Here is a 24,198-nt window from a genome sequence, read left to right as displayed (position 1 = left end):
GGTATGGACCGAGAGCGGCAGGACCGACACCTCGGCGAACGAGCCAGCCGCAGATCGTGATGATGCCCTGTTCAGCCGCCGTGGCGCACAGAGTTGGTGAGGGCGGCCCACTGAACGTCCGAGAAGGTAAGGGTGGCGAGGTCCGGCAGCTTCGAGTCGCGGACGCACATGGCTCTCGGGGCCGCAGCAACCTCCACACAGTTGCCCCCTTCAGGGCCGCTGTAGCTGCTCTTGAACCAGGGACCACGCACTTCCTGCTCCGCGTTCATCGGTCTCCGATCAACTTCTCAATGAGTCGCGCGGACTCGTCGATGTTCAACGCCTGGGAGCGTAGCTTGCCATAGCGCATCGTGAGGCTGCTAACGGTTCTTGCGTCACTCACGACATGGCCAAGGCCCTGCGATTCGGCGTAGGCGTACCGGCGGTTCTCCAACGTCTCCAGCAGCACGAATGCCCCGCTGAGCCCCGGGTGGAAGCCACGATGCGAGGGCATCACCTGGATCCCCACGTTGCGCATCCGCCCAACCGCGAGCAGGTGGCGGAGCTGTTCCGCCATCACGTCCTCGTCACCCACGACGTTCGTCAACGCCGCTTCACCGATGATGAACGACAGGTCCAAAACGGTCTCTCGGCCGAGCAATCGCTGCCGCGCCAAGCGACCTTCGACGCTTTGCTCAATCTCGTCGTCGGTCAGTTGCGGCATAAGTCCCGAAAATACCGCTCGCGCGTACGCCTCGGTCTGCAACAGTCCGTCTACCAGGAGGGGATCGAACGAGAACCTGGCCAACGCCCCCATTTCGATCTGTGCGATGTCCTGGAAAAACATCGGCAGTTTCGCCAGGTCCACGTCGTCCTGCAAGACAGCCAGCGCCCCCAGCGCACCCAACGCCTTCTCCGCCGCCTCCGTGAACGCGATCTTCGCCGGCCGCCTCCCCTGCTCCACCGACGCGACCTGCTCCACCGAGTACCCCACCGCGTCCGCCAACTGCTGCCGCGTCAGCTTCGCCCGCTCGCGGAACAGCCGGACCAACTTCCCGTAGGCGACCCAGACGCCCGGCAGGTCGTCCCTGCGTTCACTGCGCTTCGCCCGAGCCGTGCTCGTCGCCTTCCCCTTCGCCGGGCCGCTCCCGCCGCTCCCCGTCCCGCTTCCCGCCGTCACCGCCATGGCCAACACCCGCCCCACCGTTGCGCGTTCCGTGCCACCGGCACCGGGAAACCGTTCCCGCCACCGGCAACTTCCAGCCACCTCACACTAAGCGCGTAATCATTCGAACACGTAGCGAAATGGGTAACTCATACGAGCGGTTTGCCTCGGCAGCACGTACAAATTGGGCAGCAACACGTACAGCTCGTCGTTGGGGGCCGCTGCGGTCTGTTTCCGACTCACTTTCCCGCCGACTGCTCCGCCTGGAGAAGCGATACATCCGGATTCGACGCGCCGCGCCCTTCCCCGCTTCTCACGATGACCGAACTCCCCCATTCGGAAAGTTGCTTTCGCAAACCGCCCGGAATGCGCCCGAGACGGCGCCCGCATCACCCACCGACTCGCCGTCGCGCGACTTGCCCTGTCCGGCCTCCGCCGACACCGCCGCCGTCCCGCACCTCCACGCCCGACCAGGCCCGTACACCTCCGCCTGTACCGTCTCGGCGACCGCATCCGCATCGAAGTCGGCGGGATCGTGGGCGAGTTCGCCATCAAGCGGGTAGGTCGGCGCGACTGACTGGAAACCGAAAGTCAGACGGCGGATGCGCCGCCGCTCATGACCGGCACCGACGGGCCCCCTCAAAGCAGCCACGACAGTCCGCCCCGCTATGTTCATCCCTTACATGACGGGCCCAAGTGCCCATATACATGGGGGGTATTCGTGGGGGTTCTCCAAACTCTCCGCACAAGACTCAACGGTCTCAACTGGGTGGCAGTCAGCGCCATCGCTCTCACTTTGGGACTGGCCGACCCAGGCACCGCGGAAGCCAATGAGCCCGTGGTCCCGAACGCGCCCACGCGGCTCAGCATCGATCCCGTTGCGAAGAACGGCAGCGGAGACTTCTGCGGCTACGTCGGCTGGGCCGACCCGAACTTCGGCGGCGTCCGGTTGTCGGCCGAGTTCAGGGTGCCGAGCGACTTCACCGAGAAGCTCGAAGGGAACTTCAAGCTCCAGGACCTCACCGCCGAGGGCGCTCCCGTCACGGACTACGGCTGGCGGTACTTCAACGGAAACAACGTCGACCAAATCAGTATGGCCGTCGGTATGTTGGAGGACGGCCACACCTACCGCTGGACCGCCCAGGGCCGCAACCAGGGCCTTTACTCTCCGGTGTCCGGCTGCACGTTCACCATCGACCGGACCGGCCCGGGAGCCCCGACCATCACGTCGACGGATTTCCTGCCGACCGGATCGGTACCCAGCCGCGTCTCGCAAGGTGGCACAGGAACCTTCCGCATCGCGGCAGCGCCGGGCAGCGAATCGTCGGTCGAGTGCTTCAGCGTCTTGGTCAACAGCTCGACGTATCCCGTCCACATGAACTGTGAAAGCGGCCTCGTCGCGCGACCGACCAACGGCGTCGCCACGCTCAACTTCCCTGCCGACACGTGGGGCACAAACTCCATCTCTGTCGCGGCCGTCGAGAAGTCCGGCAATTTCAGTTGGTCGAAGCGCTACATGTTCTATGTCCCCTACCAGCCCATCGCCCTGACTTGGGCGCACTGCATGACCTTCGGCGGCAAACAGCTCTGCGGTCCGATCCTCGACCGCTACCTCGACAAGGACGCCGAGTACGGACCGCTCGGCCTCCCTGCGACCGGGACGAACGCCACACCGGACGGCGCCGGCCGGTACGCCCATTTCACCAACGGGCGGACATCGCTCTACTGGACCGAAGGCACCGGTGTGCACCTGGTCAAGGGAGCCATCCGCGACAAGTGGTCCCGACTCGGATGGGAAAGGGGACCGCTCGGCTACCCGATCACCGACGAACTGACGACTCCCGACGGACGAGGCCGCTACACGCACTTCCAGCACGGCTCCATCTACTGGACACCCGAGACCGGTGCCCGCGAAATCCACGGCGGCATCCGCGACAAGTGGGCCCAACTCCGTTGGGAAAAGGGCCCGCTCGGCTACCCCGTCACCGATGAACTGACGGCTCCGGACGGCCGAGGCAAGTACACCCACTTCCAGCGCGGCTCGATCTACTGGACACCGGAAACCGGCGCCCACGAGATCCACGGCAGCATCCGCGACCGATGGGCCGCGATGGGCTGGGAGAGAAGCCCGCTCGGCTACCCGGTGACGGACGAGATGGTCACCCCGGACGGACGCGGCCGGTACACGCACTTCCAGTACGGCTCCATCTATTGGACCTTGGAGACAGGCGCCCACGAGGTCTACGGCAGCATCCGCAACACCTGGGCCGCACAGGGCTGGGAGCGCGGACAGCTCGGCTATCCCACGCACGGCGAATACACCCCCGCGCCAGGGCAACGCCGCAGCGACTTCCAAGGCGGATACGTGATCTGGTTCGCCTCGAACGGCACCACGCGCACCTACCTCACGTAGCGATCAGTTCCTGACCCACACCAGGTCGACCACCGATCAGTTCGATCTCGGGGCCGGGCCTCCGTCGAGGGGGCCCGGCCCCGCATGCGTGTGCGTGGTCTGCTGCTTCGCGAGATTCGAGGGTGTACCCGTGAGAAGCCCCGGACTTCCCGCTCGTGCACTCCTCCCGAGCAGTCGGAGGCGCGCAGCCGCCGACAACGGAGGTTATGTCGCGGCCACCGCGCCCATGCGACACGAAGTCAGGACCGAGCGCAGGGCCGCGACCCGTTCGGCGACCGCCTTCGGCTGTGGCTTCGCCGACGAGGTTCGTGCGACTGCTCCGGAGCAGGGGGCGCAGATGCCCGTTCGCTGATTGCGCGGCAGCGGGTCGCGGCAGGTGGCGCATTCGGCGAGGGGACGTGCGTAGGTGTCGGGGGACTTGCGCGGGGCCGGCAGTTTGCGGGTGAGGCGATTGGCCAGCAGCGCACGGGGGCTGTGGACGACCTGCGGCAACCCCTGGGTGAGCAGGGCGCGCGTCTCCAGGTCGGATACGCCGGTGTCCAACCAGCGCTGCGCGAGAGGGGCGAGGGCGCGAGTCTCGGCGGCGCTGAGGGCGAGCTTGGGTTCGACACGGCCGAGGCGGGCCAGCAATGCTGTGCCGGGGTCGAGGCGTTCGAGGACGTCAGCACGTCCTTCGCGGTCTTCCGGAAGCTCGGGGACCTGCGATGCGTCCGGCTCCTCGGACTCTTCGGACGGCTGCGGCTGATCGTCTTCGGCGTCTGCGGGCTGTGCCCCGCCCTCCCTCCGTCGGCGCGGCAGCGAGGATTTGTTCTCGCTCGATTTCCGCGCGTTCTCGGCTCCCTGGGGAGGGAGGGTGGGATTTTCCCGTTGTTTTCCCCACCACTCCCCTACGGGGAGTTCTCCCGTGTCACCGGGAGCCGCGTCGCCGGTGCCCGACAGTGCGGGAGCCGGTGACGCGGGAACCGGAGTTGCTGTTCTCTGCGGAGCGTCGAAGACGTACGTCACGGTCCGGACGTGGCCGGTCTTGTCGTCGCGGAAGGTACGGCGCTGGTAGTACCCCGCCTCGATCAGTTCGTCGAGGGCCTTCGCGACGCCTCGGCGTCCGAGGCCGAGATGCTTGTCGGCGAGCGTACGCACGTTGAGGTGCGCGGCGTCGGGGACGGTGAGCAGGTAGCCGAGGAGGCCCCGGGCGACGAGGCTGATCCGGTCGTCTTGCAGGACGTCGCGGAGCGTCGAGTATCCGCGCTCGCCCCGGGTAAGCTGGACGTGCATCAGAGAGTGCTTTCTCTTGTGCCGAGCCCCGGGGTGTTCGTAGCACCGCCGGGGTCTTTTCTGTTGTCGTGCAGACACACAGCGTAGCCGCTTGGTGCGTGTTTCGGCCAACCAACCGGAAAAGGCTGTTGCGCCCAATGAGTCGCGCGCCAAAGCGGATTGCCGCGTCCGCACCTGACTGCCGCGTAGCCGCTCCCATCGCGGAGCGTCGCCTGACGAGTACGGCCGCACTGTTCGGCTGAACGAAGTTCGCCTGATCGCGAACCAGTTGAGTGCACTCTGCACCAAGGTGAACGACGCGACGCGCAATATGGCCCGGCAAAGGTCCAAGCAGTCGGAGACCGGCCCGGGTGACCGCGAATCCCCCCGCGACGCAGAGGGATTCGCGGACCCGACGGTCGTCAGAAATAGCTGACGGTGGTCTTCCTGGTCAGGTGGTCCCACACGATGGAACCGTGTTGGAAGTCCTGCCGCTGGTTGCCGTTGGCGAGCCTGTACTCGTCCGTCGTCGGATAGCCGAGTCGGCCGAGTTCCCAACCGAGCGATGCCCACGTCGCCTTGATGTCGCCGCGGACCACGTGCGACCAAGTCGACGGGGTCCAGTAGATCGAGCCGCCTTGGAAGTGGTTGAAACGGCCCACCCCGTCCGGGGTGCCGGTCTCATCGGTAGTGGGGTAGCCCAGGACGCCGAGTTCCCAGCCGGTGGCCTCCCACTTGTCGCGGATCGCTCCGCGCACGATCGTCGCGCCGGTGCTGGGCGTCCAGTAGATCGAGCCGCCCTGGAAGTGGGTGAAGCGACCCACTCCGTCGGGAGTAGCGGTCTCGTCGGTGGTCGGGTAGCCCAGGACACCGAGCTCCCAGCCGTTCGCGGCCCACTTGTCGCGGATCGATCCACGCACGATGGCCGCGCCGGTGCCGTTGGTCCAGTAGATCGAGCCGCCCTGGAAGTGCGCGTACCGCCCCACGCCGTCCGGAGTTGTCGCGACGCTGGTCACCGGGTAGCCGAGGAAGCCGAGTTCCCACCCGTTCGCGCTCCACTTGCCGACCATGGGGTCGTCGAGCGCCTGAGCTCCGGTCGACGGAGTCCAGTAGACCGACCAGAAGTTGGTGAAGTGGACGAAGCGGCCGACCTTGTCGGGCGTCGTCTGAACGTCGCTCTTCGGCAACCCCATGGGACTGCTGAGGCCACCCATGGCAATCCACTTGACGCCGATCGCCCCGGTGAGGGCATAGACGGGGCCGTTCCAGCCCGGAGCCCCCGACACCAGGACACCGCCTTCGAAACGTTGCTCGGGGGTGCTTGGGTTTCCAACGGTGAACTGGTCGGTCTTCGGGTAACCCAGCGAGCCGCGCTCGGCGCCCATCGCGCGGTACTTGTCCCGGAAAATATCGGAAACCGTGTGCGCACCGGTTTCCGCGGTGTGGTAGATGCTGCCTCGTTCGAATTCCTGCTGGGTTCCGCGTCCGTCGGGCAGCGCCACGGCGTCCGTGAGCGGCAGGCCGGCCCCGCCGCCGCCCCCGGAGCTGTAGTAGCGGTAGATCGCGCCGGTGATCGGATGGGCTCCGGTACGCGGCGACCACTCGATCGAGCCGTACTCGTACTGGATGGACGCCCTGTCCGGGGAGGAACTGCGCCCCCAGTAGCCACCCAGAGTCTCGGCCCCGCCGGCTCGGACGTACGCCTCGGCCATGGGCAGGAGTCCCGGCCGATCCACTGTGCCGATGATGGAACCGTTGGCGTCGAGGGCGTCCACGCGCACGTACTGGTCGGCGGCGATGTAGTCGATCGGCAGCGCCGTCTCGAAGCCGGCGCGAGGCGCTGTGGTGACGACACGCAGATTGTCGCCGTCGGCGCCGATCTGCACGCGCCACTGGGCGACCTGGTCGGAGCCGTTCCAACTGGCGTATACGACCGCGTGGTTGCCGCCCTGCACCTCCGCCGCGATGTCGGGCGACGTCGTCGGGCGGCCGTCCCAGGCGCTGCGGACGGTGGCGGTGCGCTGCGAGGTGGGTGCCGTCGCGGTGAACACCTGGGCACCGTCGGCGTCGTACTCGAATACGGAGCCGTCCAACGAAAGGAGTCCCGCGTAGGTGCCGCCGACCGGGACGGCGCCGGACACCGGCTGGAAGGCACCGCGCGAGTTCGCTTGGACCACGGGTGCCGTGTCCGGGGCGATCTGCTTGATCAGGCTGGTCGGGGCGGTGCCGTCGGTCCGGTAGACCAGCCCTCGGGCGCGCCCTGTCTGGGGGTCGGCGTCGCCGACGTAGAGCGCACCGTCCTCGTGGGCGCCGACCGAGAACGGGTCGTTCGGGGCGGGCGTGCCGTCGGGAAGCTGAACAGTGGGTCGCTTGCCGCCGAGCGCCCAGACGATCTCACCGGTCGTCGTGTCGATCTCGTAGACCGCGGACGTGCCCCGGGCGCTGATCAGGATGCGGTTCGGGGCGTCGCCGAACGCGATCGAGCTGATGCCGAGGTAGTCGAGCAGGTTCCCCTGGCGTTGCCGGTAGGTGTCGCTGACCGGGATCGCCCCCTGCCCGGTCTCCTCCGCGCCGGGCGTCAGGCTGCTCCACGAGGACAGGACCTCGCCTGTCTGAATGTTCACCGTCGAGACTGTGCCGAAGCGGACGACCGCCGGACCTGAACCTCCGTACGGAGTCAGGTCGACGACGACGCTCCGGGTGCCGCTCACCGCCGCGATGTTGCTGTTCGGGAAGAGCGCGAAGTGCGCTCCGGAGGACGTCGTTTCGGTCTCGACCGCTACCTCGGCGATCTTCGTGTAGCCACCGCTGATGATCTCCCAGCGGCCCGGGGCGACGATATAGGCCAAGGCGTCGGTGTTCCCGTACTTGACCGGCGTCGCCGTGGCACCGCTGGAGGCGTGCGGCTTGATCCAAACCGGCTCGCCGTCGTTGCCGTAGACGACCAGGGCGGAGGAACTGTTTCCGTTGCCGGTCGTCCCGAGGTACCCGCCGAACAGCACGCCGGGATGCGGTGTCCCCGGCTGCGTCGTCGTCGCGTTGAAGCGCGGGAGGTCGGGGCGGCTCACGTACGTCGTGGACGCTTCCGCCGTGTTCGCCGTGGTCGCTTCAGGAACGACAGCCGTCGCCGCGGGCGGTGTCGTGGTGGAGGACTGCCCCGACGCTTCGGGGACGGTGGCGAGGTTCTGAGTCGCAGGCGCTGCCGCCGGTTCCGTTCCGCGCACGGAGAGTGGGGAACCGACGTGGCCGGTGTCGGAGGCAACCGCTGTGGCCGCGCCCCCCGCGGCCACCGATGCGGCGACGGAGGCAACCACCACCACGCGCCGCAATCGTCTGGTCATGACGAAGTTCAAGAATACTTCCCTCGGAAAAGGCGTCGTGGCGCGGGCCGAGACGCATCAGCATGTGGGGGAAGTCGCCGTTCAACCGCCTGAGCCGGGCAAGTTGGGCATACAAAAGCGATCCCCCGATCAGAAGCCACGGAACTCTCACGCAGCCGCACGATCTTATTCGTTCAAAAACGAAAGAGACCAGTCCATTGGCAGTCATGCGCGGCTGGCTTTGAGCACCCGCATGGCACGGTGTCCGGTCTGTTGCGGGAGTGCAGCTCGACCGGTCGCGTCGATCAGTATTTCGTCGGGGACCGACACCGCCCGGTCCGTGCCCGATACGATCGACGGCGACCGCAACCGTCCGGGCGGCGGCGAGCGGAACCCGCGTCCCCGCGACAGCGCGCGGATCTCTCCACGGCGACGCGGCACCTCTCCGCCCGACAACCGGCACGGCTTGGGTGGGAGCACGTACGGGCAGACGCGGGCGAACAGGGTGGGAGAGGCGATATTTCCATGGCGCGGACCGGAGCGACGACCCCCCTCCTCAGCGAGATCTTCGACATCAAACAGTCGATCTCGACGTCCGACTTCGTACTCAAGCTCGCGGAAGCGGTCACCGAGGAAGGCGCCGCTCGGGCGCTGCGGGACTACGTCGTCACCGACCGTCTCCGGGAGAATTTCGACGAAGCCCTGAGCCTGATCAAAGCCGCACTCGACGGGCACACCTCGAAAGCGGCCTATCTGCACGGTTCCTTTGGTTCCGGCAAGTCGCATTTCATGGCGGTTCTCCACGCTTTGCTCCGCGGTGACTCCTCAGCGCGGGCGCGACGTGACCTCGACCCGATCCTCACCAAGCACTCGTGGCTGGTGGACGAGGGCAAGCGCTTCCTGTTGGTGCCGTACCACATGCTCGGGGCGAAATCGCTGGAGCAGCGGGTACTCGGCGGCTACGTCGCGCACGTCAAGGCACTGCACGCGGACGCGCCGACCCCCCAGGTCTACCGGACCGATGCGCTTTTCCAGGACATCCGCAGCCTGCGCGCCAAGATCGGCGACGAACGGTTCATCGAGGGGCTGGTCTCCGCCGAGGACGCCGAGTCGGCCGCGGCCGACGACGAGTGGGGCGAGGGATTCGCCTGGACGCCGTCTCTCCTTGACACCGCGCTCGCCGCCGAAGAGTTCGACGGCAGCAAGGGCAATCCCAATCTGGTCGACCCGACGACGCCGGCGGAACTGCGCGCCAAGCTCGTCCACGACGCGATCACGAGCTGGTTCCCCGGTTTCACCGGCCACGCCGCCGAAGAGGAACACGGCTTCATCTCCCTCGACGCCGGGCTCGCGGTGATCGCCGATCACGCCAAGTCGCTCGGCTACGACGGCCTCATCCTCTTCATGGACGAGCTGATCCTGTGGCTCGCCAACCGCATCCACGACCAGAAGTTCGTCTCGCGCGAGGCCGACAAGATCACCAATTTCGTGGAGGGCGCCGACTCGCGTCGTGCGATCCCGATCGTGTCGTTCATCGCCCGGCAACGCGACCTGCGCGAACTGGTCGGTGAAGAGGTGTCCGGAGCCGCCGAGACCGCGATCCAGGACAGCCTCAACCTGGCCTCCGGCCGATTCGACAAGATCACGCTGGAGGACCGCAACCTCCCGCAGATCGCGAACGCCCGTCTCCTGCGCCCGAAGAACGACGAGTCGGCCGCCTTGCTGGAGGATGCCTTCAAGAGAATCCGGAACGTCGGGCCGAACGTCTGGGACGTCCTGCTGGGGTCCGACGAGGGAACGACAGGCGCGGACGAGGCGTCGTTCCGCCTGACCTACCCCTTCTCCCCCGCGTTCATGGACACCCTCGTCCACATCTCCTCCGCGCTCCAGCGCTCGCGGACCGGGCTCAAGCTCATGGGTCTCCTGCTCGCCGCCCACCGCGACGACGCCACGGTCGACCAACTCGTGCCGCTCGGCGACCTCTACGAAGTCATCGCGGACGGCGGCGACCGCCCGTTCGTGGACCGGCTCCGCGAGGAGTTCAAGGCCGCGGACAAGCTCTACCGCACCAAGATGCGGCCGTACCTCCTGGCGACGTACGAGGTGACCGAAGAGGACATCGACCGCTACCGCCACAACCGCGCGAGCATCACCGACCCGCATCTGCTGGGCCGGTGCAAGGGCTTCACCGGCGACAACCGGCTGATGTGCACCCTGCTGCTGTCCGCCCTCGCGCCCAGCGTGCCGGCCTTGCGCGACCTCACGATCCGGCGGCTGGGCGCGCTCAACCACGGCTCGGTCGTGTCCCCGATCCCAGGCGCCGAAGTGGGGGTCATCAAAGGCAAAGTCGACGAATGGGCCACCCGGTTCGCCGAGATCAAGACGCTGGGCACCGAGGTCAATCCGGGCGTACGCCTGGAACTGGCAGGCGTGGACGTCGACTCGGTCATCGCCAACGCCAACGTCAACAACAGTCGGGCCAACCGCCGTTCGTTTGCACGCCGACTGCTCGCCGAGGAACTGGGCCTCGAACTCCACGACCGACTCGGGTCCGACGAGCTGAAGTTCGTGTGGCGCGGCTCGAACCGCACCGCCGAGGTTGTGTTCGGCAACATCGCCGACCGAGACGAAATGCCCGACCACGAGTTCTCCCCCGGCCACGAGGGGCTGTGGCGGCTGATTGTCGATCTGCCCTTCGACGAAGGGGAGTACGGCCCGGTCGACGACGTGGTCCGCGTCCGCGGCCTGCGTGAGGACTCCGCCAACCGTCCGCAGACCGTCGCGTGGATCCCCACCCACCTCTCGGCGGCGCGCTACCAGGACTTCCAGCGGCTGGTCACCGTGCACTACGCGCTGTCCGATCCACAGCGGTTCGACACCGTCTACGCCGGCCACCTCAACGCGGACAACCGGGCACGGGCCAGGGCTCTGCTGGAGAGCCAGCGCGACGCGCTGACCAAGACCGTCAAAACCGCTTTCCGCCAGGCTTACGGCTGCGCGGACAAGCAGGCGAACGAAGTCGACGTCTCGTTCGACGACCACTTCGAGGCGCTCCCCGATGTGGGCGAACTGCGCGTGTCCGTCGGCCAGTCGCTCGGCGACGCGATCCGGCATGTGGCAGCGGCTCTGCTCGCACACCAATATCCCGGCCACCCGGACTTCGACCCGGACAACACCCGCACCGCCGTCAAACCGAGCGACGCCAAGACGGTTTTCGGCTACGTGCGAGCCGCCGCGGAGGCGGGCGACCGGCAGACCGAGATTCCCGCGAAGGACCGCACGATCATGCGGCGGATCGCCGTGCCGCTCAAGCTCGGTCAGCAGAAGGAGGTCTACTTCTCGCTGGCCCCGCACTGGGGCGAGCATTTCGCTCGCGAGGCACGCGCTCATGCGGGGCCCGGTGATCTGAGCGTCGTCCAACTCACCGAGTGGATCGACAAGCCCGAGGCGATGGGCCTCGAACCGTTCATGGCCAACCTGGTTGTCGCGGCCTTCGCCGAGACCGATGACCGGGTGTGGGTGCAGTCGGGGACGGCACTCGACCCCGCTCCGGAACTGTCCGGTATCCGGCCGCACTTCGCGCTGCGCTCGCAACCGCTGCCCGAAGAGTCGGACTGGGAGGAGGCCGGGCGCAGGTTCTGGGACATCTTCGGTGAGGCGCCTCCGAAGCTGCGACGTGGGCGCCTGGTGAACCAGTTCGCCCGGCAGATCATCCAGAAAGCACGTCAGCACCAGGCACAGGTCACCAACCTGGTCTCGCTGCTGGAGACATACGCGGACGAGCTCGGGCTCGACGGCGCCGACCCGGCGGGCCGCCTCGCCCTCGCACGCCGCTCACGCGACCTGCTCGACGAGCTGATCGGCCTGGATCGCGGTACGGCCGGCGGGACGGCGGCCGCGCGGCAGATCATCACCGCCTTCGCCCGGTTTGATCTCGCTCCGCAGACCGCGAGCCGCTATGGGGCGTCGATCATGCAGGCCGAGAAGGTTGTCTACGCCTTGACGACCGCGGCATGGGACATGCTCAAGCTCGCGCCGAGCTACGGCGCCAAAGGCCGGGCCGTGCTCGAAGCGCTGCGCGGCGCGGCGCAAGCCGACCAGCGGACGACGAACCTGGTCGAAGCGCTGTTGGAGGCACGCAAGTCGATCGTGCAGGTCATCGAGCGCAGTCAGGCCGAAGCCGCCGCGGCCACCACGGTTGCGCCCGGGGGAACCACAGCAGAGGACCAACGGACCTCCGTCCCGGCCCCGGGGGATGCCGTGGACCGCGGCACCCCGGCCACGCCTGACGACGTCAAGCTGACCGGCGAAACCGCGAACCCGCCGGTGCGCAGCACGCACCCCGTCCCGCCGCAGCGTGCCAAGCAACGCTCCGGCGGAAGTCGCACGAACGCGTCCAGGGTTGTTGCCGAACTGCAGGCGGAGCTGGCGGAATTGGCAGCGGCGGAGCCGGACGCGACCGTCGAGATCACGTGGCGAGTCGTGGAATGAGGCCCGGTCGGTGAGCATCACGGCATCCACCAGCGCGATGCGCCTGTCCACCGCGACAGTGACGCAGTATCTGGCCTCCAAGACCACGACCGGTGTGCCCTCCGGCAGGCGCATCGTCGTCCTGCTGCGCGCCGAGCCGGTGTGGCACGGTCCGGAGGAAGTCGCGTGGAGCGACGGACGAGCGCGCGTGACGGTCGCTCCGTCGGTCCTCGGCGTCCACGAACACGTGCTGCGTCACCTGAGCTCGGTACAGGGTCCGGAGATACTGGTCGTGCTCACCGACCGCGAAGAGGCGGAGCTCGGGCCGGATCTGCTCGCCAAGGTGCACCGGCAGCGGGTCAGCAGCGTGAACGTGTGGGATGTGGTGCGTGAGGCTTTCGGCGCCACCGAAACCGACCGCCGCCTCTTCACCGAGAACTGGGCCGCCGAGGCTCTGGCGGATGCACAAACAGGCAAGGACTGGCCGCAGTTGGCAGGCGGGATGTTGTCGCGGAACACCGCGCTGTCCGCGCTCGCGAAGCGCAGGCTCGGCATCGGCCGCACCGGTCGCGACGGCGACGACGAGTCGGTTCTCGTCGATGGGGACGGGCTCGACGTCCACACGCTTCTGCGCTGGTCGTCGGCCCGCGGCGGTGTCGAACGCTTCCTCGCGCTCCGGTCGCCGGAGCGCGAGGGGCTGGCACGATTCCTCGGGGAAGCCGACCAGTGCGGCGACACCGGCAAGATCCTTTTCTCGCTGGTGACGGCCGAGCACGGGAGCGACGCGGTGGCGTTCGGCCTGGTCTGCGCCGCGCTGTGGGTGCACGCCGCCGAGGACACCGAGCGTGAGGACTACCAGGCGCGCGGGCGAGCGGAGCGTTGGCTGGGCGAGGAACCCCCGGCCCGGGACCGCGAACTGGACGCCTTGATGGCGAAGTTCGGGAGCGCGTGCGAAGAATTCGTCGCTGCGGAAATCGCCCAAGGGCAGTCTCGGGGCGACGAGTTCGACCTACCTGCGGCCGCGGCACGCCGTATGACAGGCATCGTGTTGGACCGGGCGGCCGTGCTGGCACGGCAGTTCGGGGCCGAGGGGGCAGCGCGGCGCAGTCCGTTGCTCGTTGCCGGTCTGGAAGCCAGGTTCGAGGCCGTCGGCGTGGCCTTGGCCTCAGGCGATCCGGAACCCATTGCGTCGGCGGTGGCGGCTCTGGCCGACCACCGGTTGGCCACGTCTCGTGAGAGCCGCGTACGCATCGAGCGAGTGCGTATGGCGCAGCGGCTCGTGCGTTGGCCGGCCCGCGGCCCCGGTGCCGGAGCCGACACCGTCGCAGCTTCGGTGGCCGCCCACGTCGCCGAAAACGGGTGGGTCGATCTTGCGCTGGAGCACATCGAGGCAGGCGGCGACACGGATCCCGTGCTGCGTTCGGCGTACGCGTCGATCGTGCGTGATGTGCGCGCACGCCGCCGGGTGATCGATGAGGACTTCGCCCGTGGACTGGCGGCTTGGACGGCGGACGGTCGCGGTCCCGGCACGATGGTCACCGTCGAATCCTTCCTGTCGACGGTGGTCAAGCCGATGGTCGCGGACACCAAGCGGGCCATGCTGTTGATCGTCATCGACGGCATGAGCGCCGCCATCGCCGCCGAGCTGGGAGAGGAACTGCGCGAGCACTGGGCGGAATACGATCCGCTGCCGGATGCCACCGATCCCCCTCGCCGACGCGCGATGGCCGCAGCCCTGCCGACGACCACGGCGGTGTCGCGGACCTCGTTGTTCGCCGGGCGCCTGATGACCGGCGGACAGGCCGACGAAAAGCGGTTGTTCGCGGCCCAGCCGTTCTGGGGCCCGCGCAAGGCCGCTGTGTTCCACAAAGACGACCTGCGCGGCAAGGACGCCGAGCCGTTCGGCCCGGAGTTGCTCGCGGCCCTCGACGACGACGGGACCCATGTCGCGGTCGTTCTCAACGTCATAGACGACCGGCTGGCCAAGGAACAGAAGATCGGCGACGGTTCGTGGCACCTCGCCGAGATCGCGGGTCTGACGCAACTCCTCCAATACGCGGCGCAGCTTGGTCGCGTCGTGATCATCACGAGCGACCACGGCCACGTGGTGGACCGCGACGGCCGCAGGGTCGACGCGCCGCCGGGAACCACGGCGGACCGCTACCGTCCCGCGGGTGGCAGGCCACCGGGAGACACCGAGATCGCACTGGCGGGCGCCCGGGTGGTCGCGCCCGAGCACCGAAACTCGATTGTCGCGTTGTGGGACCGCGATTCCCGGTACACGTCAAAGAAGGCGGGCTACCACGGCGGTGTTTCACCCGCCGAGGTGGCCGTGCCGATCCTGGCCTTCCTGCCGTTCGGTGCGACCCCGCCCAAGGGGTGGCGCGAACTCGGCACTCAGCAGCCCGAGTGGTGGCAGCTCTCCCTGCGGGACGGACGCGGCGGCGCATCGCCGGGCCCCACAGCGGCGGGTACGTCACGGCCGGCGCCGAGCGCGCCTGCCAAGACCGCGGCCAGGCAGACACGGTTCCAGACTGAGATCGCGCAAACGCACGATTCGCTTTTCGAGATCTCGCTCGCCGCCGCCGGTACCGGCGCGCTACTGGAGCCGGTTGTGGCGGCCCCCCACGAGGCTCTTGTCGACGAACTGCTGCGCTCGGAGACTTTCGAGGCACAGGTCCAACTACTCGCCCGGCGCCCTGACCGGGATCGGGTGCGGCAGGCGGTGCTGGCCTTGCTGGATGCCGGCGGCACGCTTCCGACAACCGCGTTGGCGCAGCGGGTCAAGTGGCCCGCGACACGCAGCGTCGAAAGCTTCGCGGCCGTGCTCCGCCAACTCCTCAACCGCGACGGCGAACAAGTGCTGGAAGCATTGCCCGACGGTCGGACGCTGCGCCTGGACGTCGGACTGCTGCGCCTGCAGTTCGGATTGCGCGGATGAGCCGGGAGCCTCGCCGCGCAGCCCGTACACGTCGGGCAGAACCTCCGACGAGGCTCGGTCGTGTGGCCTGCGCCGCGTCGGTACGCCTTTGGTGTCGGCACGGCGATTTCACCGCTGCAGCATCGGCGCGAACAGTTCCCGACCACAAGACGACAGGCTTGGCGCGATGAGGACAATGATCCGATGAGCACTGATCGTCGGCATCCTGCCGCGCCCGGCAGCACGTCGGTCAGCCCTGCCCGGCGCCGCGACGTGATCGACGCGCTGCGGCGCGGCGCCGTACCGGAAACCGGCCTGGATCTGCTGGCCACCGGGTTGGAGCGGTTCGAGCCCGCGCTGGACGCGGAGTTGGACGCGGTCGCCTCCGGGGCTTCGGTGTTCAAGGCGGTGCGCGGCGAATACGGCTCGGGCAAGACGTTCTTCACCCGGTGGCTCGGCGAGCGAGCCAAGCGGCGCAACTTCGCGGTCTCGGAGATCCAGGTCTCCGAGACCGAGACCCCCCTGCACAAGCTGGAGACGGTCTACCGGCGGCTCACCGAACGCCTGGCCACGACCGGGTTCGCACCGAGCGCCCTGCGTCCTGTCGTCGACGCGTGGTTCTACGCCTTGGAAGAGGACGCGCTGGCCGACGGGGTGGCCGAGGAGGACCTCACCGGCGCGGTGTCACGGCTCATGGAGGCGCGGCTCGCCGAAGTCTCGCGGCACGCCCCGTCGTTCGCGACCGCGTTGCGCGGCTATCGGAACGCGTCGGCAGCCGGCGACGAAGGCACGGCCGCGGCAATCATGGCGTGGTTGGGCGGTCAACCGCATGTGGCCGCATCCGCGCGCAAGGCCGCCGGAGTGCGCGGGGATCTCGACCACTTCGGGGCCCTGGGCTTCCTCCAGGGGTTGCTCACCGTGCTGCGGGACAGCGGTCATGCGGGGCTGTTCGTGGTGCTGGACGAGGTGGAGACGCTGCAGCGGGTGCGTTCGGACGCTCGCGACAAGGCGCTCAACGCGCTGCGGCAGTTGATCGACGAGGTGCACTCGGGGCGCTTCCCGGGCCTGTATGTGGTCATCACGGGAACACCGGCTTTCTTCGACGGTCAGCAGGGCGTCCAGCGCCTCGCGCCGCTCGCGCAGCGGCTCGCCACCGACTTCACCACCGACCCGAGGTTCGACAACCCGCGTGCCGTGCAACTCAGGCTCTCGGGCTTCGACTCCGATGCACTGGTCGACCTGGGGCGCACCATCCGCGACCTGTACGCGGAAGGCAGCACGAGTCCGCAGCGCGTCACCTCCGTGGTGGACGACGCCTACGTCGCCGAACTCGCCGAGGCGGTCGGCGGGGCCCTCGGCGGCAAAGTCGGCGTCGCCCCACGGTTGTTCCTGAAGAAGCTCGTCGGTGATGTGCTCGACCGGGTGGACCAGTTCGCCGACTTCGACCCGCGCCGGCACTACGCGCTGACAGTTGCCTCCGCAGAGATGACCGATGTGGAGCGCAACGCGGCGGCCGGGGCCGACGATGTCGAGTTGGACCTGCCGTGACCGCGGCCGAGGATCCGGCGGACCGGCTGCACCGGGGACTCGTCCATCACATCGTCAACAGCCTTGGATGGCCCGGGCTGCGGCCGCTGCAAGAAGAGTCGATCCAGCCCCTGTCGGAGGGCGCGGACGCCGTGTTGCTCGCGCCGACCGCCGGGGGGAAGACCGAGGCAGCGGTGTTCCCGCTGCTGTCACGCATGGCACACGAGAACTGGTCGGGAACATCGCTGCTGTATGTGTGTCCGCTGAAGGCTCTGCTGAACAACCTGCTGCCGCGGTTGGAACGCTACGCGGGCTGGCTCGGACGTACCACGGCGCTGTGGCACGGTGACGTGTCCCAGTCCCGGCGCAAACGGATCCTGCGTGAGCGTCCGGACGTGCTGCTGACCACGCCGGAGTCTCTGGAGGCCATGCTCGTCAGTGCGAACGTCGACCACCGTGCGTTTTTCGCGGGGCTGCGGTCGATCGTGATCGACGAGGTGCACGCCTTCGCCGGCGACGACCGCGGCTGGCATCTGCTGGCGGTGCTGGAACGCCTGGAGCGCGTGGCCGGCCGGCCGGTGCAGCGCGTCGGTCTGTCGGCCACGGTCGGCAATCCCGGCGAGTTGCTGCAGTGGCTGCAAGGGTCCCAGGCCGACCAACGTGTGGCGCGGGTGGTCGCGCCTCACCTACGCGATCTGCGCGTGGGGGCGCCCGTGCTCCCGCCTCCCGGCAACGTGCAACTCGACTATGTCGGTTCGCTGGACAACGCCGCCACGGTGATCACGGCCCTGCACCGCGGGGAGAAGCGCCTCGTCTTCTGCGAGTCGCGCAGGGCGGTGGAAGAACTGGGCTCGGCGCTGCGAGCCCGAGGCGTCACGGTGTTCCTCTCGCACGCCTCGCTATCCGCCGACGAACGACGCCGCGCCGAGGAGGCGTTCGCAGAAGCGCGCGACTGTGTGATCGTCTCGACGAGCACCCTCGAACTCGGCATCGACGTCGGGGACTTGGACCGTGTGATCCAGATAGACGCGCCGGGCACCGTCGCTTCGTTCCTGCAGCGCATCGGCCGGACCGGGCGGCGATCCGGTACCGAACGCAACTGCCTGTTCCTGACCACGGACACCGACAGCCTCATCGGCGCGGCGGCTCTGCTGCTGCTCTGGGGCCGCGGTTGGGTCGAGCCGGTCCTCCCCCCGCCCGAGCCGCGGCACATCGTGGCGCAGCAGATTCTGGCCCTGTGCCTGCAGGAACACCGGGTGGGTGAACGGCTGTGGCAGGAATGGTGGGGCGGCCTCGGCCCGTTCGGTCCTTCGGCCGAGCCGATTGTGCGCCACTTGGTGGAGGCGGGTTTTCTCGACACGGACGACGGCCTGCTGTTCATCGGCGCCGAGGCGGAAAAGCGCTTCGGATACCGGCACTTCATGGACCTGACGGCGGTTTTCACCGCGGCTCCGGAATTCACTGTGCTCGCCGGTCGCCACGAGATCGGGACCACGGATCCCGCGCTGCTGACCGAGGAGGTCGCCGGACCAAGGCGGCTGCTGTTGGCCGGCCGAAGCTGGCAGGTGACCTACATCGACTGGTCGCGGCGCCGCTGCTTCGTGGAGCCGGTCGACGGCGGCGGCCGGGCCAAATGGAACGCGGTCGGAGCGGCCCTCGGCGCGTCGTACGAACTGTCGCGTGCCGCCCGGGAGGTGCTGCTCGGTGGCACGCCCCCGGTCTCGTTGACACGGCGCGCCGAGACGGCGCTTGCGCAGGCCAGGGACAAAGCCGCCGATTTGGTGCACCCCGACGGCACGGTGATCGTGCGCGGCGGCCGGGACGCCAACGTGCGCTGGTGGACCTGGGCCGGCTTTCGGGCGAATGCGACCCTGGCGGCCACGCTCGGCGGCCTGGCCGACCCGCTGCAACGGCCGACCGACGCGTTCGTGCGGCTTCGCGAAGACCTCACTCCGGAGCAATGGCAGAAGGCCGCTTCCACAGCGGCTGATCACCTGTGCCTGCCCGAAGTGGACAAACGCGCACTCAACGGCCTGAAATTCAACGCCGCCCTGCCCTCCCGTCTCGCCGAAGCCACCCTCGCCGCCCGCCTGGCCGATCTCGACGCCGCCGCAGCGTCGTTGAGCGAGAAAGTCCGATTCTCATCTTTGTAGGGCGAACGGCCGCGATGACGTAACACGTTGTGGCGAGCAGTAACGACGGGCTACGGTAGGGCCCGTCGGAGTTCAAGCGGGGGATGCTCATGGTGACACTCGACAATCGGAAGCTCGGCCCGATCCTCACGGACGTGGGTAGCGGCGCAATTCAATTGCCCGACTTCCAGCGCGAATGGAAATGGGACGACGAGCGCATTCGCGCGCTGATCGCGACGGTGACGCTCGAGTACCCACTCGGCGTCATCATGACGCTGGAGACGGGGGGCTCCAGCCCTTTCCGGTCCCGCCCTCTCACCGGCGCCGACGGCACAGCCGGCGTCACTCCCGCTCACCTGCTGCTCGACGGGCAGCAGCGTTTGACGTCGCTCTTCCAGTCCTTGTACCTCGCCCGACCGGTGCAGACCGTCGACGCCCGCAACCGGCCCCTTGAACGCTGGTACTACATCGACATGCAAAAGGCCGTCGATCCGACGGCCGATCGAGACGAGGCGATCGTCTCCGTACCCGCGGACAAACTGCTGAAGGCCGACTTCGCGCGTACCGTCGTGCTGGATCTGTCGACTCCTGAACAGGAGTACGCGGCTCGGCACTTCCCTCTGCACATCGTCTTCGATCCGGAGAAGGTCAACGCCTGGCAGGAACGCTTCACGGCGGCGGATCCTGCGAACTGGGGCATCTGGGGACCCTTCAATGTCATCCTCGACAAGATCAAGGGTTTTCAGGTCCCCATGATCCGGTTGGACCCGACGACCTCGATGGACGCCGTGTGCGCGGTCTTCGAACGCGTCAACACCGGCGGCGTTCCCCTCAACGTGTTCGAACTCCTCACCGCGACGTACGCCGGCGACCAGTCGTACACAACCGCAAAGGGTGACTACTACCGCCTGCCGGACGCGTGGCACGAGATCAAAAAGCAATTGGCCTCCGAATTCCCGGTTCTCGGTAACATCGAGAAAGGCATCGACGACGGTCTGAGCAGCAGCGACTTTCTCCAGGCGGTGAGCCTCGTCCTCACCTGGGAGCGCAAGCAGCACGGCACGGGATCCGCCGTCTCATGCAAGCGGCGGGATCTCCTCAGCCTGCCTTTGGTCGACTTCGAACGACTCTCCCCGGTGGTGCGGGACGCCTTTTCGTGGGTCGGGCGGTTCCTTGCCGGCGAGTTCATCGTCGACCCGGCGGATCTGCCGTACCGGACCAACTTGGTCCCGCTCGCGGCGGTACGCGCGATCCTCGGCGACCGTACCGACGAGCCGGAAACGGCCCAGAGGATCCGGCGCTGGTACTGGTGCGGCGTCCTCGGCGAGATGTACGGCAGCGCGTTGGAGAGTCGCTACACGCGGGATGTCGAACAGTTGGTGGCATGGGTCAACGAAGAGGGCCAACTCCCCGACACCATCACCGAGTCCGTCTTCCTGGAAGAGCGCCTCGACACCCTCAGGACCCGCAACAGCGCCGCGTACAAGGGGATTTTTGCGCTGGTCGCCCAACAAGGCGCGGTGGACTGGTACTTCACCGAGGAAGCGATGCGGCCCGAACACCTCCAGGAGATGGCGGTGGACATCCGGCAGATCTTCCCCAAGGCATGGCTTGCCAGGCACCACCCCGGAGACAGGCGCGGCGAGTCGATCGTCAACAAGACGTGGCTGTCTCAGCGGGCCGCCCGTTCGATGACCGGGTCCCCCGAGGCGTATCTGCAATCCCTCGCCATCGAGTCGGGCACACGCAGCGAATGGTTCGACGACGTGGTGGCGACGCACTTGATCGAACCGGGCGCGCTCCGCACCGCCGACTTCGACAAGTTCTACGACGACCGCTCACGGCAGCTCCTCGCACTGGTGGATGGTGCCATGGGCAGGCGCACCGTGCACCGCGACAAGGCGGTGTGACGCATGACCACACAATCGGTCAGCGGTAGCCCTGGCCCGCAGCCGGCGCAGTCACCGGCAGACCAGCTCAAGGCGCTTGTCGGCCAGCACGTCACGCTCGTACAGATCCTTGAGATCTGCGGCCACCGGCGGAGGACGGACCAATCCGTCTCAGACATCGATCGAATCCTGACCGATGCCGGACTGGGTACCTTTCCTGACTTCCGGTTCTGCGGCCGTTCCGCGTCCGTGCAGATCCTCAAAGCGGACGACCTCGGCTCCTTGACCGGGCCGGCAACCGAGAGCCTCAACGGCGGCGGCACGGCGGGCAGCGAGGCCGACGAGCTTGCCCTGCCGCGGCACACCCTCAAACTGCGGGACATCCCCTCCGCGACGGCGGGGATCGAAAGCCTTCCGCCGTCGGCGACCCTGGCGCAGGCCAAGTACCTGATGCAGGCCCGCGAATTCTCCCAAGTACCGGTGATCGACTCCGCCGGGCGCGTCCACGGGATGATCACGTGGCGATCCATTGCGGAGATGTACGCAGCGAACAAGGAGCCGACGCTCCTCAACGCGCTCGACAGCGAAGGCCCTCACTGCGCCCCCGGCCACAGCGATCTGTTCGCGCAGATACCCGTCATCTGCCGGTACGGCCACGCCCTGGTCACCGAACACGCCACGGTGGTCGCGGGCATCGTCACGACAGCCGATCTGTCGCACTACTTCGGCAGCACCGCGCAACCGTTCTTCCTGGTGGGCCGCGTCGAATCGTTGATCCGCCAGTGGCTCGGCGTCCTTCCCGCGGACAACATCGCGATTGCGCAGTCGTTCGGTGCCGACAAACCCGAGACACGCGGCAAAATCGGCGAACTGACGATCGGCGACTACATCAAGCTGCTCGATGAACAGCATCCTCAGGCGAAGCATCGCACGAACGCCGCGGCGAACTGGTCGCTGCTGGACCGTCCGGACATCGACCGGCAGTTGCTCGTCCACCAACTGCGCCGGGCAAACCGAATCCGCAACCAGATCGCGCACTTTCACCCCGCATCCGACGACAACACGGCCACGCGCGAACTCGGCCAGTGCATTCAGATTCTCAAGTCACTTGTCTGAACGATGAGTTGAGGTGCCGAGCATCACCGACACCGCCCGACCGGGAGGGGGGCACATGCCCGCTACGCCCGGTCGTGGCAGTGTCGTTCGCCTGCTCGATCAGCGTTCCGCTGTGGCATGCGTGCGTCGGAGTCGCGTCACCGCCCCGTCCTGGATCAAGCCGCGCAGCATCGCCTGGGTTTCCGCGTCGGTGGAGTGGAGGACCGTGCCGACCATGCCGCGGGTGAGCAGGACCTTGTAGGTGTTGCGGATGAGCGCCTCGAACTCCTCGTGAGGGGCGCGGGCCACCACGGTGTCCCGGCTTGCCTCGCGGACGGCCACCCAGCGGTCGGTGCGCCAGACGAGGTCAGGGCCGAAGATGACCCCGTTCCAGTCGTATTCGAAGCCTTGGGCGGTATAGATGCAGCCGACCTGACCGAAGCCTGCCGGATCCGTGGCCCAAAGCTGCGACGGGGGCGCGTCGCCGACCGAGCGGTCGCCCTTGACGTTCCACGGACGCCGCCAGTCGCCGATCACCACGTCGTCGACGAGAGTGGCATCCGGGCGCGGATCACTCCACGGCCAGCAGAAGCCGGCCGTCATGCGGGCACCGTAACCGCGACCGAGCGGGTCGCGCAGACGCTGCTCCAACTCCATGGGGCTCTCTGCTGTTTCGACGGTGAAGTTGTCAGCGCCGCCCCATGGGAGAGGCCCTCCCGGGACGAGGCCGAGAAGCCGCAGCACCCATTCTTCGTACTCACGGCTCCCACCACAGCGGAACTGGGCATTGAGGTCGACGTGCCGTACCCGCAAGCCTTTCACGCGCGCTGCGGCGTCGATTTCGGCCACGGTGCCCATCTCCCCCGGGCGGACCACCTGGTGCTCGTCCAACAGGAAGACCGGGACGCGGGCAGCGTCGATCAACTCCTCGATCTGACGCTTGCCGCTGCGCCTCGCCGCAGGTGTGAAGCGGTTGTTGCTTGTCTCGCGGATACGGTGTGCCTCGTCGCAGATCAGGACGTCCAAGCCATTGCGCTCGGCTTGCGTGAAGCTGTTGAAGTACTGGAAGAGCTTCTGGGTACGCGTCGACCCTCGTCCGACGATCTTGCGGAGCGTGACCGTAAAGGACTTGGAGCCGGTCGCGTGGACTGCGGTGCGACCGCGGCGAGCCAGTTCTCCAAGGAGCGAAAGCGCGATGACGCTTTTACCCGACCCGGGGCCGCCGGTGACAACGATGACCTCTTTGCTGTCGGCCTCGCGGGACACCGCAACCGCGCGCATGACGAGCGCGTGCGCGACACGCTGCTCGTCGAGCAGGACGAACTGCTCGCGGTTCTTCACCTCATCCGCGGCGACGGCCATCAACTGACGGCTCGGCGCAACTCGGCTCGACTGCAGCAGATCCGCCGCCTGTGCCCCGTTCGTCGATGACAGGCGGCTCCGGAGGAAATCGAGCAACTCGCCGCGTTCGTCGGCGGTGAACATCCAATTGCCCGGTATATCCACTGCCGTGGTTGCCAATTCGACGACGTCCGCACGCTTCGCGTTGTGCAGGTACGCCACTCCGACGAGCCGATCTGCGTGGTCCGCAAGTGTCTGGGTGAAGTCGATGAGGTAATCGCAATACGCAGCAACCTGTCGTACGGGATGCAACTGCGCATGGTTACCGTACGTGGGGACAAGGCACAATTCGTCATTGTCGGGGACCATGCTCGCCGTGCTCCACTGCTTGAGCTCGACCACGACGTAGGAGGGCCGGCCCGTCGCCGGGTGTATGCCGGCGAGCACCACATCCGCGCGCTTGCTGGTGAGCGGCAACTGGTATTCGAGCATCGCCTCGACGCTTCCGAGCCCGGCGTCGTTCAGAACGTCGGCGAGCGCTTTGAGGCTGTTGACCCAGGACCTTCGCTCGCTCGCTCCGGCTTCGCGTCCGAACACGAAGCGGTAGCGGTCGCCGAGGCGTGCCTCGAGCGTCCCCGCAACGCATTCCTCGGCCAGTGTTCGCGCGGACATGCGGAGCAGCATCGCGGAACGTCC

At 67.7% G+C, this 24,198-nt stretch carries 12 protein-coding genes; 7 read left to right on the top strand and 5 right to left on the bottom strand.

Annotated features, from left to right (window positions below):
- Positions 1-71 precede the first annotated feature (71 nt).
- Both ACRX5W_RS05435 and ACRX5W_RS05430 read right to left on the bottom strand, forming a co-directional pair.
- Positions 72-269, bottom strand: coding sequence for a DUF397 domain-containing protein (locus ACRX5W_RS05435; RefSeq protein ID WP_436786731.1), 198 nt, complete (start codon positions 267-269; stop codon positions 72-74).
- Positions 266-1,165: a helix-turn-helix domain-containing protein gene (locus tag ACRX5W_RS05430; protein ID WP_436786730.1), complete on the bottom strand. Its 900-nt coding sequence runs from the start codon at positions 1,163-1,165 to the stop codon at positions 266-268. Before ACRX5W_RS05430 ends, ACRX5W_RS05435 begins: the two co-directional genes overlap by 4 nt.
- Positions 1,166-1,913: 748 nt before the next feature.
- Here ACRX5W_RS05430 and ACRX5W_RS05425 point away from each other — a divergent pair.
- Positions 1,914-3,557: an LGFP repeat-containing protein gene (locus ACRX5W_RS05425; protein WP_436786729.1), complete on the top strand. Its 1,644-nt coding sequence runs from the start codon at positions 1,914-1,916 to the stop codon at positions 3,555-3,557.
- A 204-nt stretch (positions 3,558-3,761) separates the two neighbouring features.
- On the opposite strand, the gene ACRX5W_RS05420 is transcribed toward ACRX5W_RS05425, so the two are convergent.
- On the bottom strand, positions 3,762-4,829 hold the full coding sequence (locus ACRX5W_RS05420) for a hypothetical protein (protein WP_436786728.1): 1,068 nt from the start codon (positions 4,827-4,829) through the stop codon (positions 3,762-3,764).
- A gap of 401 nt (positions 4,830-5,230) precedes the next feature.
- Positions 5,231-8,149 (bottom strand): arylsulfotransferase family protein, encoded by a 2,919-nt coding sequence (locus ACRX5W_RS05415; protein WP_436786727.1) that lies wholly within the window; start codon positions 8,147-8,149, stop codon positions 5,231-5,233.
- Positions 8,150-8,653: 504 nt separating this feature from the next.
- Between ACRX5W_RS05415 and pglY the strand changes: the two genes are divergently transcribed.
- The 6 genes from pglY (at position 8,654) to ACRX5W_RS05385 (ending at position 22,182) form a co-directional block, all read left to right on the top strand.
- Positions 8,654-12,619 carry a BREX-2 system ATPase PglY gene (gene pglY, locus ACRX5W_RS05410; RefSeq protein WP_436786726.1) on the top strand — a complete coding sequence of 1,322 codons (3,966 nt, stop codon included), beginning with the start codon at positions 8,654-8,656 and terminating at the stop codon, positions 12,617-12,619.
- 10 nt (positions 12,620-12,629) lie between these two features.
- Entirely contained in the window at positions 12,630-15,539 is a 2,910-nt protein-coding gene (pglZ, locus tag ACRX5W_RS05405; RefSeq protein ID WP_436786725.1) for a BREX-2 system phosphatase PglZ, read from the top strand.
- Between the two features lie 183 nt (positions 15,540-15,722).
- A complete protein-coding gene (gene brxD, locus ACRX5W_RS05400) occupies positions 15,723-17,066 on the top strand; it encodes a BREX system ATP-binding protein BrxD (RefSeq protein ID WP_436786724.1) in 1,344 nt (447 codons plus the stop codon).
- The gene (locus ACRX5W_RS05395; protein ID WP_436786723.1) at positions 17,063-19,198 is read left to right on the top strand and encodes a DEAD/DEAH box helicase; all 2,136 of its coding nucleotides are present in this window, start codon (positions 17,063-17,065) and stop codon (positions 19,196-19,198) included. The genes brxD and ACRX5W_RS05395 overlap by 4 nt, the downstream gene beginning before the upstream one ends.
- 134 nt (positions 19,199-19,332) lie before the next feature.
- The gene (locus ACRX5W_RS05390) at positions 19,333-21,087 is read left to right on the top strand and encodes a GmrSD restriction endonuclease domain-containing protein (protein ID WP_436786722.1); all 1,755 of its coding nucleotides are present in this window, start codon (positions 19,333-19,335) and stop codon (positions 21,085-21,087) included.
- Positions 21,088-21,090: 3 nt separating this feature from the next.
- Positions 21,091-22,182 carry a CBS domain-containing protein gene (locus tag ACRX5W_RS05385; protein WP_436786721.1) on the top strand — a complete coding sequence of 364 codons (1,092 nt, stop codon included), beginning with the start codon at positions 21,091-21,093 and terminating at the stop codon, positions 22,180-22,182.
- A 99-nt stretch (positions 22,183-22,281) separates the two neighbouring features.
- On the opposite strand, the gene ACRX5W_RS05380 is transcribed toward ACRX5W_RS05385, so the two are convergent.
- Complete coding sequence (locus ACRX5W_RS05380) at positions 22,282-24,186, bottom strand: DNA/RNA helicase domain-containing protein (protein WP_436786720.1); 1,905 nt, start codon at positions 24,184-24,186, stop codon at positions 22,282-22,284.
- Between the last annotated feature and the right edge of the window lie 12 nt (positions 24,187-24,198).

Source organism: Yinghuangia sp. YIM S10712 (assembly GCF_051388935.1).
GTDB lineage: Bacteria > Actinomycetota > Actinomycetes > Streptomycetales > Streptomycetaceae > Yinghuangia.
This window is presented reverse-complemented; position numbering and strand designations above follow the sequence as displayed.